This is a genomic window from Pseudomonas sp. efr-133-TYG-5 (genome assembly GCF_030209175.1).
Lineage (GTDB): Bacteria > Pseudomonadota > Gammaproteobacteria > Pseudomonadales > Pseudomonadaceae > Aquipseudomonas.
The window spans coordinates 259,045-277,990 of the sequence record NZ_JARVSM010000009.1 but is presented as its reverse complement, the minus strand read 5'-3'; the positions used below and the strand labels follow the sequence as shown (position 1 = coordinate 277,990).

Genomic DNA, 18,946 nt, shown 5'->3' with positions numbered 1-18,946 from the left:
TGGAGGCCGTTTTGCGTTCAGGACAGGCGGTTTTTCTTGCGCCGCGCCCATTGCCGGGCTACCCACCAGCGCCAGTACATCATCACCACGCAGTAGGCGAGGGCGCCGAGCACCAGCCCGACCACCACCGAGCCCAGCAGGAACGGTTGCCACAACGTTGCGAGTTCGCCGCTGATCCATTCCCAGGTCAGCGAATCCGGCAAGGTACGCGCCGGGACATTCATCAGCCAGGCGCCGGCCTGGTAGGTGCAGAAGAAGACCGCGGGCATGGTGATCGGATTGGTCAGCCAGACCAGGCTGACGGCAATCGGCATGTTGCCGCGCACCATGATCGCCAGTACGGCGGCCACCAGCATTTGTGCGGGAATCGGCAGGAACGCGGCGAACAGGCCGACCGCCATGGCCCGGGCCACCGAATGGCGATTGAGGTGCCAGAGGTTCGGGTCATGCAGCAACTTGCCGAGAAAGCGTAAGGATTTGTGTTCCCTGATGCTCGTCGGGTCGGGCATGTATCGTTTGAATAAGCGCCGGGGCATAAGGCTTCTCGGTCGGTCAAGGCGGCAAGTATGTCTGGATTCTAGAGAGTGCCCATTCAGACTTTGTGACAATTGTTGACGACAGCCGTGCGCCGCAACCGCTATGCCTAGAGACGGGACTCTCAAGGACGGGCGTATGCGCACAGGGATGATGGCGCTGGCAGTCGGTCTGCTGGCCCCGGTTTTTTTGCCGGCCCTGCCGCCGGTCGGGCTGATGTTGGTACTGCCGCTGGTGGCGGTGATGCTGCTGCCGTTTCGCAGCTATCCGCTGGCGTTTCTGCTGTTCGGCTTCAGCTGGACGAGCATCAGCGCGCAGTGGGCGTTGATTGATCGCCTGCCGCTGGCGCTGGACGGCGAGACGCGCTGGGTCGAGGGGCGGGTGGTCGGTTTGCCGCAGCATGGCGATGGCGTGGTGCGCTTCGAACTGGCCGACGCCCAGGCGCGGCGCACCCGGCTGCCGAAGTTGCTGCGCCTGGCCTGGTACGCGGGACCGCCGCTCAACAGCGGCGAGCGCTGGCGCCTGGCGGTAAAACTCAGGCGCCCCGGCGGCCTGCTCAACCCCGATGCGTTCGACCACGAAGCCTGGATGCTGGCGCAGCGCATCGGGGCCAGCGGCACGGTCAAGGACGGCCAGCGCCTAGCCGCCGCGCGCGGGGCCTGGCGTGACAGCCTGCGCCAGCGCTTGCTCGCCGTTGATGCGCAGGGGCGCGGTGCGGCGCTGGCGGCACTGGTGCTCGGCGATGGCTCTGGGCTCAGTCGCGCGGATTGGCAGATCCTGCAGGACACCGGCACCGTGCACCTGCTGGTGATTTCCGGTCAGCACATCGCGCTGCTGGCAGCGGTGCTGTACGGGCTGGTGGCGGGGCTGGCGCGCTTCGGTTGCTGGCCGCCGCGCTGGCCGTGGCTGCCCTGGGCCTGCGGCCTGGCATTCGCCGCCGCCCTCGGCTACGGCTTGCTGGCCGGGTTCGATGTACCCGTGCAGCGGGCCTGCGTGATGGTCGCGCTGGTGCTGTTGTGGCGTCTGCGTTTTCGCCACCTCGGCGCCTGGTGGCCGTTATTGCTGGCGTTCAACGGCGTGTTGCTGCTGGAGCCGCTGGCCAGTCTGCGTCCGGGGCTGTGGTTGTCCTTCGCCGCGGTGGCAATCCTGATTTTTACCTTCGGCGGACGGCTCGGCCCGTGGCGCTGGTGGCAGACATGGACACGCGCGCAGTGGCTGATCGCGCTCGGCCTGTGCCCGGTGCTGCTGGCGTTGAGTCTGCCGATCAGCCTCAGCGGGCCGTTCGCCAACCTGTTCGCCGTGCCGTGGGTCAGTCTGCTGGTCTTGCCGACGGCGTTGCTCGGTTGTCTGTTGCTGCCGCTGCCGTACATCGGTGAAGGGTTGCTGTGGCTGGCCGGCGGGCTGATTGACTGGCTGTTCATCGTGCTGGGGCAGATTGCCGGGCGCTGGCCGGCCTGGATAGCGATGACGGTCCCGTGGTGGGTGTGGATGCTGGGTGGCCTCGGTACGTTTCTTCTATTGTTGCCGCGCGGCGTGCCCCTGCGCCCGCTGGGCTGGCCACTGCTGCTGATCCTGGCGTTGCCACCCCGCGAGCGTCCGGCGCCGGGCATGGCCGAGATCTGGCAACTGGACGTCGGCCAGGGTCTGGCGATTGTGGTCCGCACCCGCGAGCATGCGTTGCTGTACGACGCCGGGCCGCGCTTGGGCGATGCCGATGTCGGCGAGCGGGTGGTGGCGCCGGCCTTGCACAAACTCGGCATCGCGCACCTCGACCTGATGTTGCTCAGCCACGCCGATGCCGATCACGCCGGCGGCGCCCAGGCGGTGGCACGCAGTGTGGTGGTCGAGCGGGTGATCAGCGGTGATCCTCCCGCACTTCCCGCCGAACTGCAGGCCGACATTTGCGCCAGCGGGCGACGCTGGCAATGGGACGGGGTCAGTTTCGCGCTCTGGCAATGGGCGCAGGCCGGCGACAGCAATCAGCGCTCCTGCGTGCTGCAGATCGAGGCCAACGGCGAGCGTCTGCTGCTGACCGGCGACATCGACAGCGCCGCCGAAGAGGCGTTGCTGAAGAGTTCGCTGGCAGTGCCGACGCAATGGCTGCAGGCGCCGCACCACGGCAGTCGCAGCTCCTCGTCGATGGCGCTGCTCAAGGCCCTGCGCCCGCGCGCCGTGCTGATCTCGCGCGGCCAGGGCAACGCGTTCGGCCATCCGCACCCGCTGGTCATCGCCCGCTACCGCAAGCACGGCGTGCACATTCTCGACAGCGCCGAGCAGGGCGCCATTCATCTGCAACTGGGGCGTTTTCAACCGGCGCGAACGCTGCGCCAACAGCGTCGGTTCTGGCGCGAACCACCGCCGGCGGGGCCTTGAAGACGGTTGAACACGGGCGCTGCGCGGGTGACATCACGGTCGTCGGGGCGGCGGGTCTTTATCGGTAACCGGTATGGTAAAGTGGCGCACTTTTTCGAGGGGGCTGTCACTGTGTGGGAATTGGTCAAATCCGGCGGCTGGATGATGTTGCCGATCATTCTGAGTTCCATCGCCGCCATGGCGATCGTCGCCGAGCGCCTGTGGACCCTGCGCGCCAGCCGCGTGACCCCGGAGCACCTGCTCGGCCAGGTCTGGGTGTGGATCAAGGACAAGCAGCTCAACAAGGAAAAACTCAAGGAATTGCGCGCCAACTCGCCGCTGGGGGAAATCCTCGCCGCGGGCCTGGCCAACTCCAAGCATGGTCGCGAGATCATGAAGGAATGCATCGAAGAGGCCGCGGCCCGGGTCATCCATGAGCTCGAGCGCTACGTCAATGCGCTGGGGACCATCGCTGCCATGGCGCCGTTGCTCGGTCTGCTGGGCACGGTGCTGGGCATGATCGATATTTTCAGTGCGTTCACCGGTTCGGGCATGACCACCAATGCCTCGGTGCTGGCCGGGGGTATCTCCAAGGCCCTGATCACCACGGCAGCCGGCTTGATGGTCGGTATTCCGTCGGTGTTCTTCCACCGTTTCCTGCAACGACGCATCGATGAACTGGTGGTCGGCATGGAGCAGGAAGCGATCAAACTGGTCGAGGTGGTGCAGGGCGACCGTGACGTCGATCTGGCCGGGGGCAAAGTGTGAAATTCCGTCGCAAACCGCGGGAAACGGTGGATATCAACCTCGCATCGCTGATCGACGTGGTGTTCATCCTGCTGTTGTTCTTCGTCGTGACCACCACCTTCACCCGCGAGACCCAGTTGCGCGTCGATCTGCCGGAAGCGGTCAGCGGTTCGCCGGCCGAGGATCAGCAGGTCAAGCAATTGGACGTGGCCATCAGTGCAGAGGGCGTTTTCTCGGTGAACAACAAGATTCTGCCGAAGAATGACCTGGCAACCCTGATGGACGCCATGCAGAAAGAAGCCAATGGCGACACCAACATGCCGTTGTCGATCAGTGCCGACGGCAAGACCCAGCACCAATCGGTGATCACTGCCATGGACGCGGCCGGCAAGCTCGGTTTCAGCCATTTGCGCATGACCACGGTCGAGGCGGCGCCCAAATCCTGATGGCCATGTCTGATCGTCTGCTCGCCGCGTGGTACCAGGGGCATCCGGCCCTGACGTTGCTGCGGCCGCTGGAGTGGTTGTATCGCCGCGTGGTCGATGGCAAGCGCCAGCGCTTTCTCAATGGCGAAGGGACGATCTACCAGTCGCCGGTGCCCGTGATCGTGGTCGGTAACATCACCGTCGGTGGCACCGGCAAGACGCCGATGATTCTCTGGCTGATCGAACACTGCCGGCGCCGTGGCCTGCGCGTCGGTGTGGTCAGTCGTGGCTATGGCGCCAAACCGGCGCAGCTGCCGTGGCGTGTCGAAGCCGATCAGACGGCGGATATCGCCGGCGATGAACCGCTGCTGATCGTCCAGCGCACCGGCGTGCCGCTGATGATCGATCCGGATCGCAGCGCCGCGGTCAGAGCCTTGCTGGCCAGCGAACCGCTGGACCTGATCCTTTCCGACGACGGCATGCAGCATTACCGCCTGGCGCGGGATCTGGAGCTGGTGCTGATCGATGCCGCGCGAGGCCTGGGCAACCAGCGCTGCCTGCCGGCCGGCCCGTTGCGCGAACCGGTCGAGCGTCTGCAAAGCGTCGACGGCGTGCTGTTCAACGGCGCCACGGCGGATCGCGACGGCGGTTTCGCCTTCCACCTGCAACCTGCCGCGCTGGTCAATCTGCGCAGCGGCGAACGTCGCCCGGTGACGCATTTTCCGCCCGGCCAGGCCCTGCACGCAGTGGCCGGGATCGGCAATCCGCAACGTTTCTTCAAGACCCTCGAAGCGCTAGACTGGCGGCCAGTGCCCCACGCGTTTGCCGACCACGCCGAATACAGCGTGCAGGCCTTGAGTTTCACGCCGTCATTGCCGCTGGTGATGACTGAAAAGGACGCGGTGAAGTGCCGCGCCTTCGCTGCCGCCGACTGGTGGTACCTGGCGGTCGATGCGCTGCCGTCGCCGGCCTTCGTGGCCTGGTTCGACACGCAGTTGATGCGCCTGCTGCCCGATCGGCTTTTGCCTTAATTCGTTTTTATCCAGGGAATGTTCATGGACACCAAATTGCTCGACATCCTCGCCTGCCCGGTCTGCAAAGGCCCGCTCAAGCTCAGCGCCGACAAGACCGAACTGATCAGCAAGGGCGCCGGCCTGGCCTACCCGATCCGCGACGGCATTCCGGTGATGCTCGAAAGCGAGGCCCGCACCCTGACCACCGACGAGCGTCTGGATAAATGACCACCGCCTTCACCGTTGTCATCCCGTCGCGCTACGCCTCCACCCGCTTGCCGGGCAAACCGTTGCTGGCGATCGCCGGCAAGCCGATGATCCAGCACGTCTGGGAACAGGCGAGCAAAAGCAGCGCGAGCCGCGTGGTCGTTGCGACTGACGATGCGCGTATCGTCGAGGCCTGCCAGGCGTTCGGCGCCGAAGTGGTGTTGACCCGTGAAGACCACAATTCCGGCACCGATCGGCTGGCGGAGGTCGCGGCCAAGCTGGGCCTGGAACCCGACGCCATCGTGGTCAACGTGCAGGGCGATGAACCGCTGATTCCGCCGAGCGTGATCGATCAGGTCGCCGCCAACCTCGCGGCCCACACCGAAGCGCGCATGGCCACCCTGGCCGAGCCGATCGAGGACGTGGAAACGCTGTTCAATCCGAACGTGGTCAAGGTCGTCAGCGATCTCAACGGTCTGGCGCTGACGTTCAGCCGCGCGACCCTGCCCTGGGCCCGCGATGCCTTCGCCAAGAGCCGCGAGCAGTTGCCGCAAGGCGTGCCATATCGCCGCCATATCGGCATCTACGCCTACCGCGCCGGTTTCCTCCAGGATTTCGTCAGCTGGGGCCCGTGCTGGCTGGAAAACACTGAGTCGCTGGAGCAGCTGCGTGCCCTGTGGCACGGCGTGCGCATCCACGTCGCCGATGCGTTGATCGCCCCGCCGACCGGCGTCGACACGGCCGAAGACCTCGAGCGCGTTCGTCGCCTGCTGGAGGCCTGATGCGCGTTCTGTTCGTGTGCCTGGGCAACATCTGCCGGTCGCCCACCGCCGAAGGCGTGTTGCGCCACAAGTTGCGCGAAGCGGGGCTGACCGATCAGGTCGAAGTGGCCTCCGCCGGTACCGGCGACTGGCACGTCGGCAATCCACCCGACAAACGCAGTCAGGCAGCGGCCAGGCTGCGTGGTTATGACCTGTCAGCGCAACGCGCGCAGCAGGTCAGCCGTGCCGATTTCGCCAGTTACGACCTGATCCTGGCAATGGACCACAGCAACCTGCGCAATCTCAAGGCGCTGCAACCGTCCACCGCCAAGGCCGAGCTGGATCTGTTCCTGCGTCGTTATGCCGGCGCGGTCGATGAAGTGCCGGACCCGTATTACGACGGCGACCAGGGCTTCGAACAGGTGCTGGACCTGATCGAGCAGGCCTGCGATCAATTGCTGATCGAAGTGAAGGGGCGCTTATGAGTCTGCAGGTACAAGCGCAGGTTTCCCTGAAACCGTTCAACAGCTTTGGCGTCGATGTCCGCGCGCAACTGTTTGCCGAAGCCCACAGCGACGCCGATGTGCGCGAAGCCGTGGCGTACGCGGCGGCCCATGATGTGCCGTTGCTGGTGATTGGCGGCGGCAGCAATCTGCTGCTCACCGCCGATATCCAGGCGCTGGTGCTGCGCATGGCCAGTCGCGGCATCCGCGTGATCAGCGATGACGGCGACCGCGTGGTGCTCGAAGCGGAGGCGGGGGAACCGTGGCATCCGTTCGTCCAGCACACCCTCGCCGAAGGTCTGGCGGGCCTGGAAAACCTCAGCCTGATCCCCGGCACCGTCGGTGCCGCGCCGATGCAGAACATCGGTGCCTATGGCGTCGAGATCAAGGATGTGTTCGCCGGCCTGACCGCGCTGGATCGCCAGACCGGCGAACTGCGCGATTTCAGCCTGGAAGAGTGCAACTTCGCCTACCGCGACAGCCTGTTCAAACAGCAACCGGGGCGCTGGCTGATCCTGCGGGTGCGCTTTACGCTGCACCGCGTTGCCCACCTGCACCTGGAATACGGCCCGGTGCGCCAGCGCCTGACTGAGCAGGGCATCGAGCAACCGACGCCTGCCGACGTCAGTCGCGCGATTTGCAGCATTCGCAGCGAGAAACTACCGGACCCGGCCGTGCTCGGCAATGCCGGCAGCTTCTTCAAGAACCCCCTGGTGCCAGCCGCGCTGGTGGCGCAGATCAAGCAACAACACCCGGATCTGGTGGCGTACGCGCAACCGGACGGGCAGATGAAGCTGGCCGCTGGCTGGCTGATCGAGCGCGCCGGGTGGAAGGGCTTCCGCGAGGCCGATGCCGGCGTGCATGCGTTGCAGGCGCTGGTGCTGGTCAACTACGGTGCGGCGACCGGCCTGCAACTGCTGGAGCTGGCTCAACGTATCCAGAAGGACATTGCCGAACGTTTCCATGTCGAGCTGGAAATGGAGCCCAACCGCTATTGAAGCCGCTGCGCGCCGCACGCTTCGAGCGCCAAGCTACAATTTCTTCATTGTGAGCCTGACTGGCGGCTGGTAGCTGGCAACCTGCAACTGAAAAGCCCTGTCCGAGCAGGGCTTTTTAGTTAATGCTGGGTTAACTTAGCCACCTAACGATGCAAGTCATTTGCTTCACCAAAGGCCCGGTGCAGACCTTCCCGTCCGCGCAAGAGAGCCGATTAGCCTGAGTCGATCTGCGCGAACCACCCGCTGATTCCGGCGGCAGATTGCTCGACCCCATAACCACCAAGAATATGCGGGCGTGCCCATGATTACCCTGAAACTCAATGGCCAGGACCATCAACTCGATGTCAGCGAAGACATGCCGCTGCTCTGGGCCATTCGCGATGTCGCCGGTTACAACGGCACCAAGTTCGGTTGCGGCATGGGCCTGTGCGGCGCGTGCACCATTCATATCGATGGCTCGCCGGCGCGCAGTTGCATCACGCCGATCGGCTCGGTAGCCGGGCAGAACGTCTCGACCATCGATAACCTGCACGCCGATCCGATCGGCCAGATCGTCCAGCAGGCCTGGCTCGATACCGCGGTGGCGCAATGCGGTTTCTGTCAGGGCGGGCAGATCATGTCCGCGACTGCGCTGCTCAAGACCAACCCCGATCCGAGTGACGCGCAGATCGAAGAAGCGATGGTCGGCAACATCTGCCGTTGCGGCACCTACAACCGGATCAAGACGGCGATCCGCCAGGCCTCCACGCACCTGAAGGAGGCCCAGGCATGAGCCAGTTGCCGAACGATTTCGCCCTCAGCAACCTCAGCCGGCGCGGCTTCCTCAAGGGAGTCGGGGCCACCGGTGCGCTGGTGCTGGCCGCCAGTTGGGGCTGGCAGAATGCGCTGGCCGAAGACAAGCCGAAAAAGTTCGGTGCCGACGGCATGCCCAACGGCTGGATCGACGATCCCAAGGTTTACGTCAGCATTGCCGCCGACGGCACGGTGACCGTGGTCTGCAACCGCTCGGAAATGGGCCAGGGCGTACGCACCAGCCTGAGCATGGTGGTGGCAGACGAACTGGAAGCCGATTGGGCCAGGGTCAAAGTGCAGCAGGCGCCGGGCGATGAAGTGCGCTACGGCAACCAGGACACCGACGGCTCGCGCAGCATGCGCCACTGGTACGAACCGATGCGCCGTTGTGGCGCCGCGGCCCGGACCATGCTCGAGCAGGCCGCCGCCGCACAATGGCAGGTACCGCTCGGCGAATGCCAGGCGCAGCTGCACAAAGTGCTGCATAAACCCTCCGGGCGTGAACTGGGTTACGGCGAACTTGCCGCCGCAGCCAGTGCGTTGCCGGTACCGGCCCGTGACAGTCTGCGCCTCAAACCGGCGTCGGAGTTTCGCTATATCGGCAAGGAAGGCACCCGTGCCATCGACGGTGAGGACATCGTCAAGGGTCGCGCGGTCTACGGTGCCGACGTGCATTTCGACGGCATGCTCTACGCCGTCATCGCCCGTCCGGCGGTGTACGGTGGCAAGGTCAAGCGCCTGGATGACAGCGCTGCATTGAAAGTCCCGGGCGTGCTCAAGGTGCTGCAGATCGAAGGGCGTCCGCTGCCCTCCGAGTTTCAGCCATTGGGCGGCGTCGCCGTGATCGCCAGCAACACCTGGGCCGCGCTCAAGGGCCGCGAGGCGCTGAACATCGAATGGGACGACGGCCCCAACGCCAGTTACGACTCGATTGCCTATCGCAAGGAGCTGGAAGCCGCGTCGCTGAAACCGGGCAAGGTGGTGCGTAACACCGGCGATATCGACAAGGCGATCAGCAGCGCTGCCAGCACCCTGGAGGCGTCCTATTACCTGCCGCACCTGGCGCAGGCACCGATGGAGCCTATGGTCGCCATCGCCCGCTACAAGGACGGTCTCTGCGAAGCGTGGGCGCCGAGTCAGGCGCCGCAGGTCACCCGCGAGCGAATCAGCGAACGCCTTGGCCTGCCGTTCGATAACGTGACGTTCCACGTCACGCTGCTCGGCGGCGGTTTCGGCCGCAAGTCGAAACCGGATTTCGTCATCGAAGCGGCCATCCTCGCCAAGGAATTCCCCGGCAAGGCGGTGCGGGTGCAATGGACCCGGGAAGATGACATCCACAATTCGTATTTCCATACCGTGTCCGCCGAATACCTCAAGGCTGGCGTCGGCAAGGATGGCCTGCCGGCCGCGTGGCTGCACCGCACGGTGGCGCCGAGCATCACTGCGCTGTTCGCCCCTGGCATGAATCACGAAGCGGCATTCGAGCTGGGCATGGGCTTCACCAACATGGCTTACGCGATCCCCAATGTGCGCCTGGAGAACCCCGAGGCCACGGTGCACACGCGGGTCGGCTGGTATCGCTCGGTGTCGAACATTCCCCACGGTTTTGCGATCCAGAGTTTTGTCGATGAGCTGGCGCACAAGGCCGGCGAAGACCCGCTCAAATACCAGATCAAGCTGCTCGGCCCGGATCGGCAGATCGATCCGCGCACGCTCAGCGAAGAGTGGAACTACGGCGAGTCCCCCGAGCGCTATCCGATCGATACGGCGCGCATGCGCACCGTGCTGGAAACGGCGGCCAAGGCTGCCGGTTGGGGCCGGCAACTGCCCAAGGGGCGCGGCCTCGGGCTGGCGGTGCACTACAGCTTCGTCACCTATGTGGCGGCGGTGATCGAAGTCGAGGTCAAGGACGACGGCACGCTGATCGTGCACAAGGCCGATATCGCCGTGGATTGCGGGCCGCAGATCAACCCCGAGCGCATCCGTTCGCAGTTCGAGGGGGCGTGTGTGATGGGGCTGGGCAACGCCGTGTGGGGCGAGATCAGCTTCAAGGATGGCAAGGTGCAGCAGGACAACTTCCACATGTATGAAGTGGCGCGCATGTCGCTGGCGCCGAAGGAGGTCGCGGTGCATCTGGTGACGCCGCCGGGCGAGGTGCCATTGGGCGGCGTCGGCGAACCGGGCGTGCCACCGATTGCGCCGGCGCTGTGCAATGCCATCTTCGCCGCCACTGGCCAGCGCATTCGCAGCCTGCCGGTGCGTTATCAGTTGCAAGGCTGGCAAAAGGCGCAGGCGTGATGGACAGCGTCGATCTCAACGTTCTGCGCAGCGTGCTGGAGTGGCGCCGCGCCGGGCAGCGCGTGGTGCTGTTCAGCGTGGTGCAGACCTGGGGCACTGCGCCTCGGGCACCTGGTGCGATGTTGGCGCTGCGCGAGGATGGCGTGGTGATTGGCTCGGTGTCCGGAGGTTGCGTCGAGGATGACCTGATCGCGCGGCTGCACGACGGGCGGATTGCCGCCGACGGGCCACCGGTGCAATTGATCACCTATGGCGTGACCCGCGAAGAGGCGGCGCGGTTCGGGCTGCCCTGTGGCGGCACCTTGCGCCTGACCGAGGAGCGCGTCGGCGATCCGGCCTGGGTCGCCGAATTGCTGGCGCGCTGCGAGGCCCACGAAATCGTTGCCCGCGAATTGAACCTCGACAGCGGCGAAGTGCAGCTGTCGGCGGCGAGCAAACAGGATGCGCTGACGTTCGATGGCAAGACGCTGCGGGCTATCTACGGCCCGCGCTGGCGCTTGCTGCTGATCGGCGCCGGGCAGTTGTCGCGCTATGTGGCCGAGATGGCGCGGTTGCTGGATTTCGAGGTGCTGATCTGCGATCCGCGCAGCGAGTTCGTCTATGGCTGGGAAGACCAGCATGGGCGGTTCGTTGCCGGCATGCCGGACGAAGCCGTGCTGAACATTCAGACCGACGAGCGCACGGCGATTGTCGCGTTGACCCATGATCCGCGCCTGGATGACATGGCGCTGCTCACGGCGCTCGACTCCAGGGCCTTCTACGTCGGAGCGTTGGGTTCGCGGGTCAACAGCCAGAAACGCCGTGCCAATCTGGCTGAGCTAGGCTTGTCAGAAGAGGCCATTGCCCGTTTGCACGGGCCGATCGGTCTGCACATCGGCAGCCACACGCCGGCAGAAATAGCCCTGTCGCTGCTGGCGGAGATCGTTGCGATCAAGAACGGCGTCGAGCTGAAACAGAAGAAGGCAGTGGAGAGCGTATGAGTCGATCCATCGGTGTCATCGTGCTGGCGGCGGGCGAGGGCAGGCGCTTTCGCGACGTGGCAGGTGCCGACAAGGACAAGTTGCTGGCTGATTGCACCGGGCGCGACGGCGCGGTGCGGTCGGTGATCGAGCAGGTGTTGCTGAGTCTGCCGGCGAGTCTCGACAAGCGTGTGCTGGTCACCACGCAGGCGCGGCCGCAGGCGATGCGCATGGCGCAGGCCTATGGCTGTGACATTGTCTCGATCGAGTCCAGCGGCATGGGCGACAGCATCGCCGCCGGTGTGGCGGCGTGTGCCGACCTCGATGGCTGGCTGATTGTGCTGGGAGATATGCCGTTTATTCTGCCGTCGAGTATCGAGCGGGTGGCGGCGGCAATGGCTGACGATGCAGTCAGTGTGCCGGTTCAGGCGGGGGAATATGGCCATCCGGTTGGCTTCGGGCGTTCGTTCGGCCCTCAGTTGCAGGCATTGTCCGGCGATCGCGGGGCCCGACCGTTGTTCAAGCAGGGGCGGGTTATTGAAGTGGTGGTGGATGATCCCGGCGTGCTGTGGGATATCGATGTACCGTCGGCGCTGGTGTTCACCACGGGTTGAAAGATCGCAGCCGATGAAGCTTCGATCGGTCTTGAACGCATAAAAAAGCCCCCGCCTGATTGCTCAGGCGGGGGCTTTTTAATGGCGCTTGGAATCAGACGAGTGGTTTAGGCTCGTGTTCTTTTTCCTCGGCCTGGGCGTGGTGCTCGACCGCGTCCTGAACGGAACGTGGTGCTTCAGCGATCACCGACTCGACAGCAGCTTCTTCAGTGAGCGGGGCAGGAGCTGCCTCGATCACTTCAGCGGCGGCGGGTTCGGCAACAGCCGGAGCGGCAGCGGCAGCCAGTTCGGCTTCCTTCTGCAGGCGCTCGGCTTCACGCTTGCGACGACGCACTTCACGCGGATCGTTCGGCGCACGACCGTTAGGGGTCAACGCGCTGACCGGAGCGGTTTCAGCAGGTGCTTCGGCCACTACCGGTGCTTCAACCACTGGTGCTTCAACGACCGGCGCTGGTGCAGGTGCCGCGGCTTCAACCACGGGTTCGGCAGCCTTGGCTTCTTCAACCACCGGGGCTTCGACCACTGGCGCCGGGGTCTCAGCGACGGCAGGCTCGGCCACCCAGTTGAAGGCGGTCTGTTCTTCACGAACTTCACGCACCGTCTCGGTCACGGTTTCAGCCACGGTTTCGACAGCGGCTTCTTCCACCACCACCGGCGTTTCGGCAACCACGGCTGGTTCGGCCGCGACTTCAGCCTGAGGCTGTTCTTCGCGAGCCGGTGCCACTTCGACTTCCGGTGCAGCAGTCACTTCCACTGGCGAGGTCGCTTCGACGACCGGTGCTTCCACTGGAGCGCTTTCCAGGGTGGCGGCGGTGGCGCGTTCGGCTTGCTCGTGAGCCTGTGCTTCGGCCGGGGCGCTGATCACGCTGCTGGCAACAGCGGCGGTGACCGCCAGGCCGGCAGCCAGGTCGGCAGAGCTGGCTGCAGCAGCGTTTTCGCCGGACTCGGACTCTTCCGAACCTTCGATCACGTTGCCGTTGGCATCACGCTGACGCTCGCGACGGTTGCTGCGACGACGCTGACCACGGGAGCGACGACGTGGACGATCGCCTTCGGCGTTGTCCTGACCGTCTTCCGGCAGTTGCTCTTCGTTGCTGGTGACTTCTTCTTCGGCGACGGCAGCAGCGGCCTGTTCGGCACGCGGTTGACGCTCTTCGCGCGGTGGACGTGGCGCACGCTCTTCGCGTGGCTGACGAGCCGGACGCTCTTCGGCAGTGGCGGCAACGGCAGCGGCTGCCGGAGCGGCATCCAGTGGCTCGCGCAGTTCACGTACGCGTTCTTCACGCTCGCCACGTGGCTTGCGCTCTTCACGCGGGGCGCGCGGTGCACGTTCTTCACGTGGCGCGCGTGGTGCGCGTTCCTCGCGGGCTACCGGTGCTTCGTCACGGGCCTCACGTGGCTCGCGCGCTTCACGGGCTTCACGTGGCTGACGCTCTTCACGCGGCTCGCGTGGGGCGCGCTCTTCACGCGGGGCACGTTCTTCGCGCGGCTTGCGCTCTTCATCGCGGCGACCGTTACGGTTGCGGCTCTGCTGGCGACCGTTGCGACGTTCTTCGTTGCGTGCCGGGCGCTCGGTGGCAGGTTTCTCGACCACGACCGGTGCAACTGGCTCTTCCTTGCTGGCGAACAGGCTGACCAACGACTTCACCAGGCCCTTGAACAGGCTTGGTTCCGGCGCGGTGGCCGGGGCGGCCACTGGCGCAGGCGCGGCGACTTCGGTCGGAACCGGCGCGTTGGCACGGGCCGGTGCAGTCTTGACTGCGGCTTCCTGGCGAACCAGGGTGCGGGTCGCGGCGGCTGGCTGGACTTCTTCGACTTCGGCAGCGGCAGCAGCGATTTCGTAGCTGGACTGGTTGGTCGCGGCTTCCGGGCTGTCGTCACGCAGGCGCTGAACTTCGAAATGCGGGGTTTCGAGGTGGTCGTTCGGCAGGATGACGATGCGGGCGCGGGTGCGCAGTTCGATCTTGGTGATCGAGTTGCGTTTTTCGTTGAGCAGGAACGCGGCGACCGGGATCGGCACCTGGGCACGCACTTCGGCAGTGCGATCTTTCAGGGCTTCTTCTTCGATCAGGCGCAGGATCGCCAGCGACAGCGATTCGACGTCACGGATGATGCCGGTGCCGCTGCAGCGTGGGCAGACGATGCCGCTGCTTTCGCCCAGGGACGGACGCAGGCGCTGACGGGACATTTCCAGCAGGCCGAAGCGCGAGATGCGGCCGATCTGCACGCGGGCGCGGTCGGCTTCCAGGCATTCGCGGACTTTTTCTTCCACGGCGCGCTGGTTCTTGGCCGGGGTCATGTCGATGAAGTCGATGACGATCAGGCCGCCGATGTCGCGCAGGCGTAACTGACGGGCGATTTCTTCGGCAGCTTCAAGGTTGGTCTGCAGGGCGGTTTCTTCGATGTCGCTGCCTTTGGTGGCGCGCGCCGAGTTGATGTCGATGGACACCAGGGCTTCGGTCGGATCGATAACGATGGAGCCGCCGGACGGCAGTTCGACGACGCGCTGGAAGGCGGTCTCGATCTGGCTTTCGATCTGGAAACGGTTGAACAGCGGAACGCTGTCTTCGTACAGCTTGATCTTGCTGGCGTACTGCGGCATCACCTGGCGGATGAAGGTCAGGGCTTCGTCCTGGGCTTCGACGCTGTCGATCAGCACTTCGCCGATGTCCTGGCGCAGGTAGTCACGCACGGCGCGGATGATGACGTTGCTTTCCTGGTAGATCAGGAATGGCGCGGAACGATCCAGCGAGGCTTCCTTGATGGAAGTCCACAGTTGCAGCAGGTAGTCGAGGTCCCACTGCATTTCTTCGCTGCTGCGGCCCAGGCCGGCAGTGCGCACGATCAGGCCCATGTCGGCAGGTGCCACCAGGCCGTTCAGTGCTTCGCGCAGTTCGTTGCGCTCTTCGCCTTCGATGCGGCGGGAGATGCCACCGGCACGCGGGTTGTTCGGCATCAGTACCAGGTAACGGCCGGCGAGGCTGATGAACGTGGTCAGGGCTGCGCCCTTGTTGCCGCGTTCTTCTTTTTCGACCTGGACGATGACTTCCTGGCCTTCGCTCAGGACGTCCTTGATGTTGACGCGGCCTTCAGGGGCTTTCTTGAAGTATTCGCGGGAGATTTCTTTGAGGGGCAGGAAGCCGTGGCGCTCGGAGCCGAAATCGACAAAGGCAGCCTCAAGGCTTGGTTCGATGCGAGTGATACGGCCTTTATAGATGTTGGCCTTTTTCTGCTCGCGTGCACCGGATTCGATGTCCAGGTCGTAGAGGCGCTGGCCATCTACCAGTGCAACACGCAACTCTTCGGGTTGAGTTGCGTTAATCAGCATTCTTTTCATGTAGTACCGTCGGTTTCCGGGCTGCCGGAAACGGCGTTCGGCACACACGACTTCTCATGGTCGGTGTCAGGTGCGTCGGGAGTGGTTGGCCATTCCCGTGTCCAGCGATGCCAGGCCAATTGGGCCGATATCGCGACGTACGCGTCCTGCTTGCTGTGGCTACTTAAGCACTCAGTCAGGAGGAGGAATCAACCGGCGGCTGTGGACGAGATGAAGCGTCTTGATAAAGCCTATTGCTACACAGTCCAGCGGTTGTGCATCTCCACCCTACACGTATCCCTGATAATTCGGGTGCTGCCGCGCGCAGAATCCGCAGCGGGTTGGCATTTACCGTGAGCTCCGAAAGGGGAGGTCACGCATCATGGCTAATTTAGGCGGTGTTTCCGAAGCCTTCGCTCGGGGTCATTCGCCGCTGACTGCACTTTGTGAACTGGCCGTGAATATGAGCGCGCGCAGCGAGTGAAAACTCTGCTTTGCGGCGTGATTCAGGCCTCATGTCACCTGCGCTTGTTACAGCTGCAAACTCCACCGTTACGTAGCGAAAGCCCCGTAGGACGGCCTCGCGTCCTGGTGAATTGCGTTGGTCAGGGCCGGTTTTTGACCGTGGTTCCGCTGTCCAGGCCGCTTTTGGCGGCGTTCGCGACTATAGCAGCAATGATTAAGTGCTTCAATTCCATAAAAAATTGTTATCATCGCCGCCATGACGACTACTGCCCCTTCGACTCCAGGCGTTCAATTGCTTGAGGTCTCGCCGGAATATGCCGGCCAACGCATCGACAATTTTCTTCTCGCCCGGCTCAAAGGCGTGCCCAAGACTTTGATTTACCGCATTTTGCGCAAAGGCGAAGTGCGAGTGAACAAGGGTCGGATCAAGCCCGAATACAAGCTGCAGGCCGGCGATATCGTGCGCGTGCCGCCGGTTCGCGTGCCTGAGCGCGACGAACCGGTGCCTCTGGCCCAAGGCCTGTTGCAGCGCCTGGAAGCCTCGATCATCTACGAAGACAAAGCCCTGATCGTGATCAACAAGCCCGCCGGCATTGCGGTTCACGGCGGCAGCGGCCTGAATTACGGCGTGATCGAAGCCTTTCGTCAGTTGCGCCCCGATGCCAAGGAGCTGGAGCTGGTTCACCGTCTCGACCGTGATACCTCCGGCCTGCTGATGATCGCCAAGAAACGCAGCATGTTGCGCCACCTGCACGCCGCATTGCGCGGTGATGGTGTCGACAAGCGCTATATGGCGCTGGTTCGCGGCAACTGGGCGACCTCGATCAAGCAGGTGCGCGCGGCGCTCGGCAAGAGCAATCTGCGCTCCGGCGAGCGCATGGTCGAAGTCGACGAGGAGGAGGGCAAGGAGTCGGTGACCGTGTTCAAGGTCCTGCGCCGCTTCGGCGACTTTGCCACGCTGATCGAAGCCAAGCCGATCACCGGTCGCACGCATCAGATCCGCGTCCACACGTTGCACGCCGGGCACTGCATTGCGGGTGACACCAAGTATGGCGATGACGCGTTCAGCAAGGAAATCCGTGACCTGGGCGGCAAGCGCCTGTTCCTGCACGCCTACATGCTGACCGTGCCGCTGCCCGATGGCGGTGAGCTCAAGTTGCAGGCACCGGTCGATGAAATGTGGGCCAAGACCGTGGAGCGATTGAGTGCGCCCATCTGACTACAAACTGCTGATTTTCGATTGGGACGGCACCCTCGCCGATTCCATTGGCCGGATTGTGGAGGCCATGCATTCCGCGTCCGGGCGTTCCGGCTTCGAGTTGCGCGACGATTTTGCCGTCAAGGGCATCATCGGTCTCGGCTTGCCTGAGGCGATCCGTACCTTGTACCCGGAAATCAGCGACGCCGAAATGCTCGCGTTTCGCGAGTATTACGCCGATCACTACATCGCCGCAGAAGCCGTACCTTCGCCGTTGTTCGAAGGTGTTGTCGAGTCGATGGCGTCGTTTCGCGAGCAGGGCTATCACCTGGCGGTCGCGACCGGCAAGAATCGTCGCGGGCTGGATCGGGTGCTCAAGGCCCACGGCTGGGAAGATTATTTCGATATCACGCGTGCCGCCGATGAAACTGCCAGCAAGCCGCACCCTCTGATGCTGGAACAGATCCTCGCCCATTGCGGCGTAAGCGCGGAGCAGGCGCTGATGGTCGGCGACTCGTCCTTCGACCTGCAAATGGCGCGCAACGCCGGGATGGCTTCGGTGGCGGTCAGTTATGGCGCGCAATCGATCGAGGCGTTGCAGGCCTACGAGCCGCGTCTGTCGATCGACCGTTTTTCCGAATTGCACGCCTGGCTGGCAGAGCAGGCCTAATACGATTTTGCTGGGGTAGATGGCATGACCGACGAATGGAAAGCACCGGCCAAGGCGAGTGCCGACGACGGTGACGAGAAAAGCTGGAAGCTGCTGGAAAAGACCCTTCTGGCGGGTGTGCAGGAGCAGCGTCGTTCGCGGCGGTGGGGGATCTTCTTCAAGCTGCTGACGTTCGTCTACCTGTTTGTCGCGCTGATCCTGTTCACGCCGTTGATGGACATGGAAAAAAGCGCCACGCGTGGCCCGAACTACACCGCGCTGATCGACGTCACCGGCATGATTGCCGACAAGGAGCCGGCCAGTGCCGATAACATCGTCGGCAGCCTGCGGGCGGCCTTCGAGGACAAAAAGGTCAAGGGCGTGATCCTGCGCATCAACAGCCCGGGCGGCAGTCCGGTGCAGTCCGGCTACGTGTATGACGAGATCAAGCGGCTGCGCGGCCTGCACCCGGATACCAAGCTGTATGCGGTCATTTCCGATCTTGGCGCGTCTGGTGCCTATTACATCGCCAGTGCGGCGGATCAGATCTACGCCGACAAGGCGAGCCTGGTCGGTTCCATCGGTGTCACCGCGGCGGGTTACGGCTTCGTCGGCACCATGGACAAGCTGGGAGTCGAGCGGCGCACCTACACCTCGGGCGAGCACAAGGCGTTCCTTGATCCGTTCCAGCCGCAGAAGCCGGACGAGACGGCGTTCTGGCAAACGGTGCTGGATACCACGCACAAGCAGTTCATCAACAGCGTCAAGCAGGGTCGTGGCGATCGCTTGAAGGACAAGGAGCATCCGGAGTTGTTCTCCGGCCTGGTCTGGTCCGGCGAGCAGGCGCTGCCGCTGGGGCTGATCGATGGCCTGGGCAATGCCAGTTCGGTAGCACGTGATGTGATTGGCGAAAAGGAATTGGTGGACTTCACCGTCCAGGAGTCGCCGTTCGATCGCTTTTCGAAAAAGCTCGGTGCCAGTGTCGCTGAGCAGTTGGCGATGTGGATGGGTTTCCACGGGCCTTCGTTGCGCTGATTCGTTGCAAGGATCAGAAGGTCGCAGTCTTCGGCGGCTCCTGCAGGGATTGATGCAGGGGGCTGGCGAAGGCTGCGATC

General features: G+C 64.1%; 17 protein-coding genes. 15 read left to right on the top strand and 2 right to left on the bottom strand.

The features are described from left to right. Positions 1-17 precede the first annotated feature (17 nt). Complete coding sequence (locus tag QRN70_RS26175) at positions 18-536, bottom strand: DUF2062 domain-containing protein (protein WP_285420748.1); 519 nt, start codon at positions 534-536, stop codon at positions 18-20. 136 nt (positions 537-672) lie between these two features. Between QRN70_RS26175 and QRN70_RS26170 the strand changes: the two genes are divergently transcribed. The 12 genes from QRN70_RS26170 to QRN70_RS26115 all read left to right on the top strand — a co-directional run bounded on the left by QRN70_RS26170 (position 673) and on the right by QRN70_RS26115 (position 12,203). After that, the gene (locus tag QRN70_RS26170; RefSeq protein WP_285420747.1) at positions 673-2,907 is read left to right on the top strand and encodes a DNA internalization-related competence protein ComEC/Rec2; all 2,235 of its coding nucleotides are present in this window, start codon (positions 673-675) and stop codon (positions 2,905-2,907) included. A 111-nt stretch (positions 2,908-3,018) separates the two neighbouring features. Continuing rightward, the gene (pocA, locus tag QRN70_RS26165) at positions 3,019-3,654 is read left to right on the top strand and encodes a flagellar polar localization protein PocA (RefSeq protein WP_285420746.1); all 636 of its coding nucleotides are present in this window, start codon (positions 3,019-3,021) and stop codon (positions 3,652-3,654) included. Beyond that, positions 3,651-4,079 carry a flagellar polar localization protein PocB gene (gene pocB, locus QRN70_RS26160; RefSeq protein WP_285420745.1) on the top strand — a complete coding sequence of 143 codons (429 nt, stop codon included), beginning with the start codon at positions 3,651-3,653 and terminating at the stop codon, positions 4,077-4,079. The genes pocA and pocB overlap by 4 nt, the downstream gene beginning before the upstream one ends. Then, positions 4,079-5,089: a tetraacyldisaccharide 4'-kinase gene (lpxK, locus tag QRN70_RS26155; RefSeq protein ID WP_285420744.1), complete on the top strand. Its 1,011-nt coding sequence runs from the start codon at positions 4,079-4,081 to the stop codon at positions 5,087-5,089. The genes pocB and lpxK overlap by 1 nt, the downstream gene beginning before the upstream one ends. Positions 5,090-5,113: 24 nt before the next feature. Further along, entirely contained in the window at positions 5,114-5,299 is a 186-nt protein-coding gene (locus QRN70_RS26150; protein WP_003179363.1) for a Trm112 family protein, read from the top strand. After that, positions 5,296-6,060, top strand: a complete 765-nt coding sequence (gene kdsB, locus QRN70_RS26145; RefSeq protein ID WP_285420743.1) for a 3-deoxy-manno-octulosonate cytidylyltransferase — start codon at positions 5,296-5,298, stop codon at positions 6,058-6,060. Before QRN70_RS26150 ends, kdsB begins: the two co-directional genes overlap by 4 nt. Then, positions 6,060-6,524: a low molecular weight protein-tyrosine-phosphatase gene (locus QRN70_RS26140; protein WP_285420742.1), complete on the top strand. Its 465-nt coding sequence runs from the start codon at positions 6,060-6,062 to the stop codon at positions 6,522-6,524. Before kdsB ends, QRN70_RS26140 begins: the two co-directional genes overlap by 1 nt. Beyond that, positions 6,521-7,540 (top strand): UDP-N-acetylmuramate dehydrogenase, encoded by a 1,020-nt coding sequence (murB, locus tag QRN70_RS26135; RefSeq protein WP_285420741.1) that lies wholly within the window; start codon positions 6,521-6,523, stop codon positions 7,538-7,540. Before QRN70_RS26140 ends, murB begins: the two co-directional genes overlap by 4 nt. A gap of 301 nt (positions 7,541-7,841) precedes the next feature. Next, positions 7,842-8,312 carry a (2Fe-2S)-binding protein gene (locus tag QRN70_RS26130; protein ID WP_285420740.1) on the top strand — a complete coding sequence of 157 codons (471 nt, stop codon included), beginning with the start codon at positions 7,842-7,844 and terminating at the stop codon, positions 8,310-8,312. After that, positions 8,309-10,630 (top strand): xanthine dehydrogenase family protein molybdopterin-binding subunit, encoded by a 2,322-nt coding sequence (locus tag QRN70_RS26125; RefSeq protein ID WP_285420739.1) that lies wholly within the window; start codon positions 8,309-8,311, stop codon positions 10,628-10,630. The genes QRN70_RS26130 and QRN70_RS26125 overlap by 4 nt, the downstream gene beginning before the upstream one ends. Next, complete coding sequence (locus QRN70_RS26120) at positions 10,630-11,610, top strand: XdhC family protein (protein ID WP_285420738.1); 981 nt, start codon at positions 10,630-10,632, stop codon at positions 11,608-11,610. The genes QRN70_RS26125 and QRN70_RS26120 overlap by 1 nt, the downstream gene beginning before the upstream one ends. Next, positions 11,607-12,203, top strand: coding sequence for a nucleotidyltransferase family protein (locus tag QRN70_RS26115; protein WP_285420737.1), 597 nt, complete (start codon positions 11,607-11,609; stop codon positions 12,201-12,203). Before QRN70_RS26120 ends, QRN70_RS26115 begins: the two co-directional genes overlap by 4 nt. Before the next feature lie 94 nt (positions 12,204-12,297). On the opposite strand, the gene rne is transcribed toward QRN70_RS26115, so the two are convergent. Further along, the gene (gene rne / locus QRN70_RS26110; RefSeq protein ID WP_285420736.1) at positions 12,298-15,540 is read right to left on the bottom strand and encodes a ribonuclease E; all 3,243 of its coding nucleotides are present in this window, start codon (positions 15,538-15,540) and stop codon (positions 12,298-12,300) included. A gap of 700 nt (positions 15,541-16,240) precedes the next feature. Here rne and rluC point away from each other — a divergent pair. The 3 genes from rluC to QRN70_RS26095 are packed head-to-tail and all read left to right on the top strand — an operon-like array spanning position 16,241 to position 18,866. After that, positions 16,241-17,203, top strand: a complete 963-nt coding sequence (gene rluC / locus QRN70_RS26105; protein ID WP_285420735.1) for a 23S rRNA pseudouridine(955/2504/2580) synthase RluC — start codon at positions 16,241-16,243, stop codon at positions 17,201-17,203. Further along, positions 17,190-17,852 (top strand): HAD-IIIA family hydrolase, encoded by a 663-nt coding sequence (locus tag QRN70_RS26100; RefSeq protein WP_285420734.1) that lies wholly within the window; start codon positions 17,190-17,192, stop codon positions 17,850-17,852. Before rluC ends, QRN70_RS26100 begins: the two co-directional genes overlap by 14 nt. Positions 17,853-17,876: 24 nt before the next feature. Next, positions 17,877-18,866, top strand: a complete 990-nt coding sequence (locus tag QRN70_RS26095) for a S49 family peptidase (protein WP_285420733.1) — start codon at positions 17,877-17,879, stop codon at positions 18,864-18,866. Positions 18,867-18,946 lie beyond the last annotated feature (80 nt).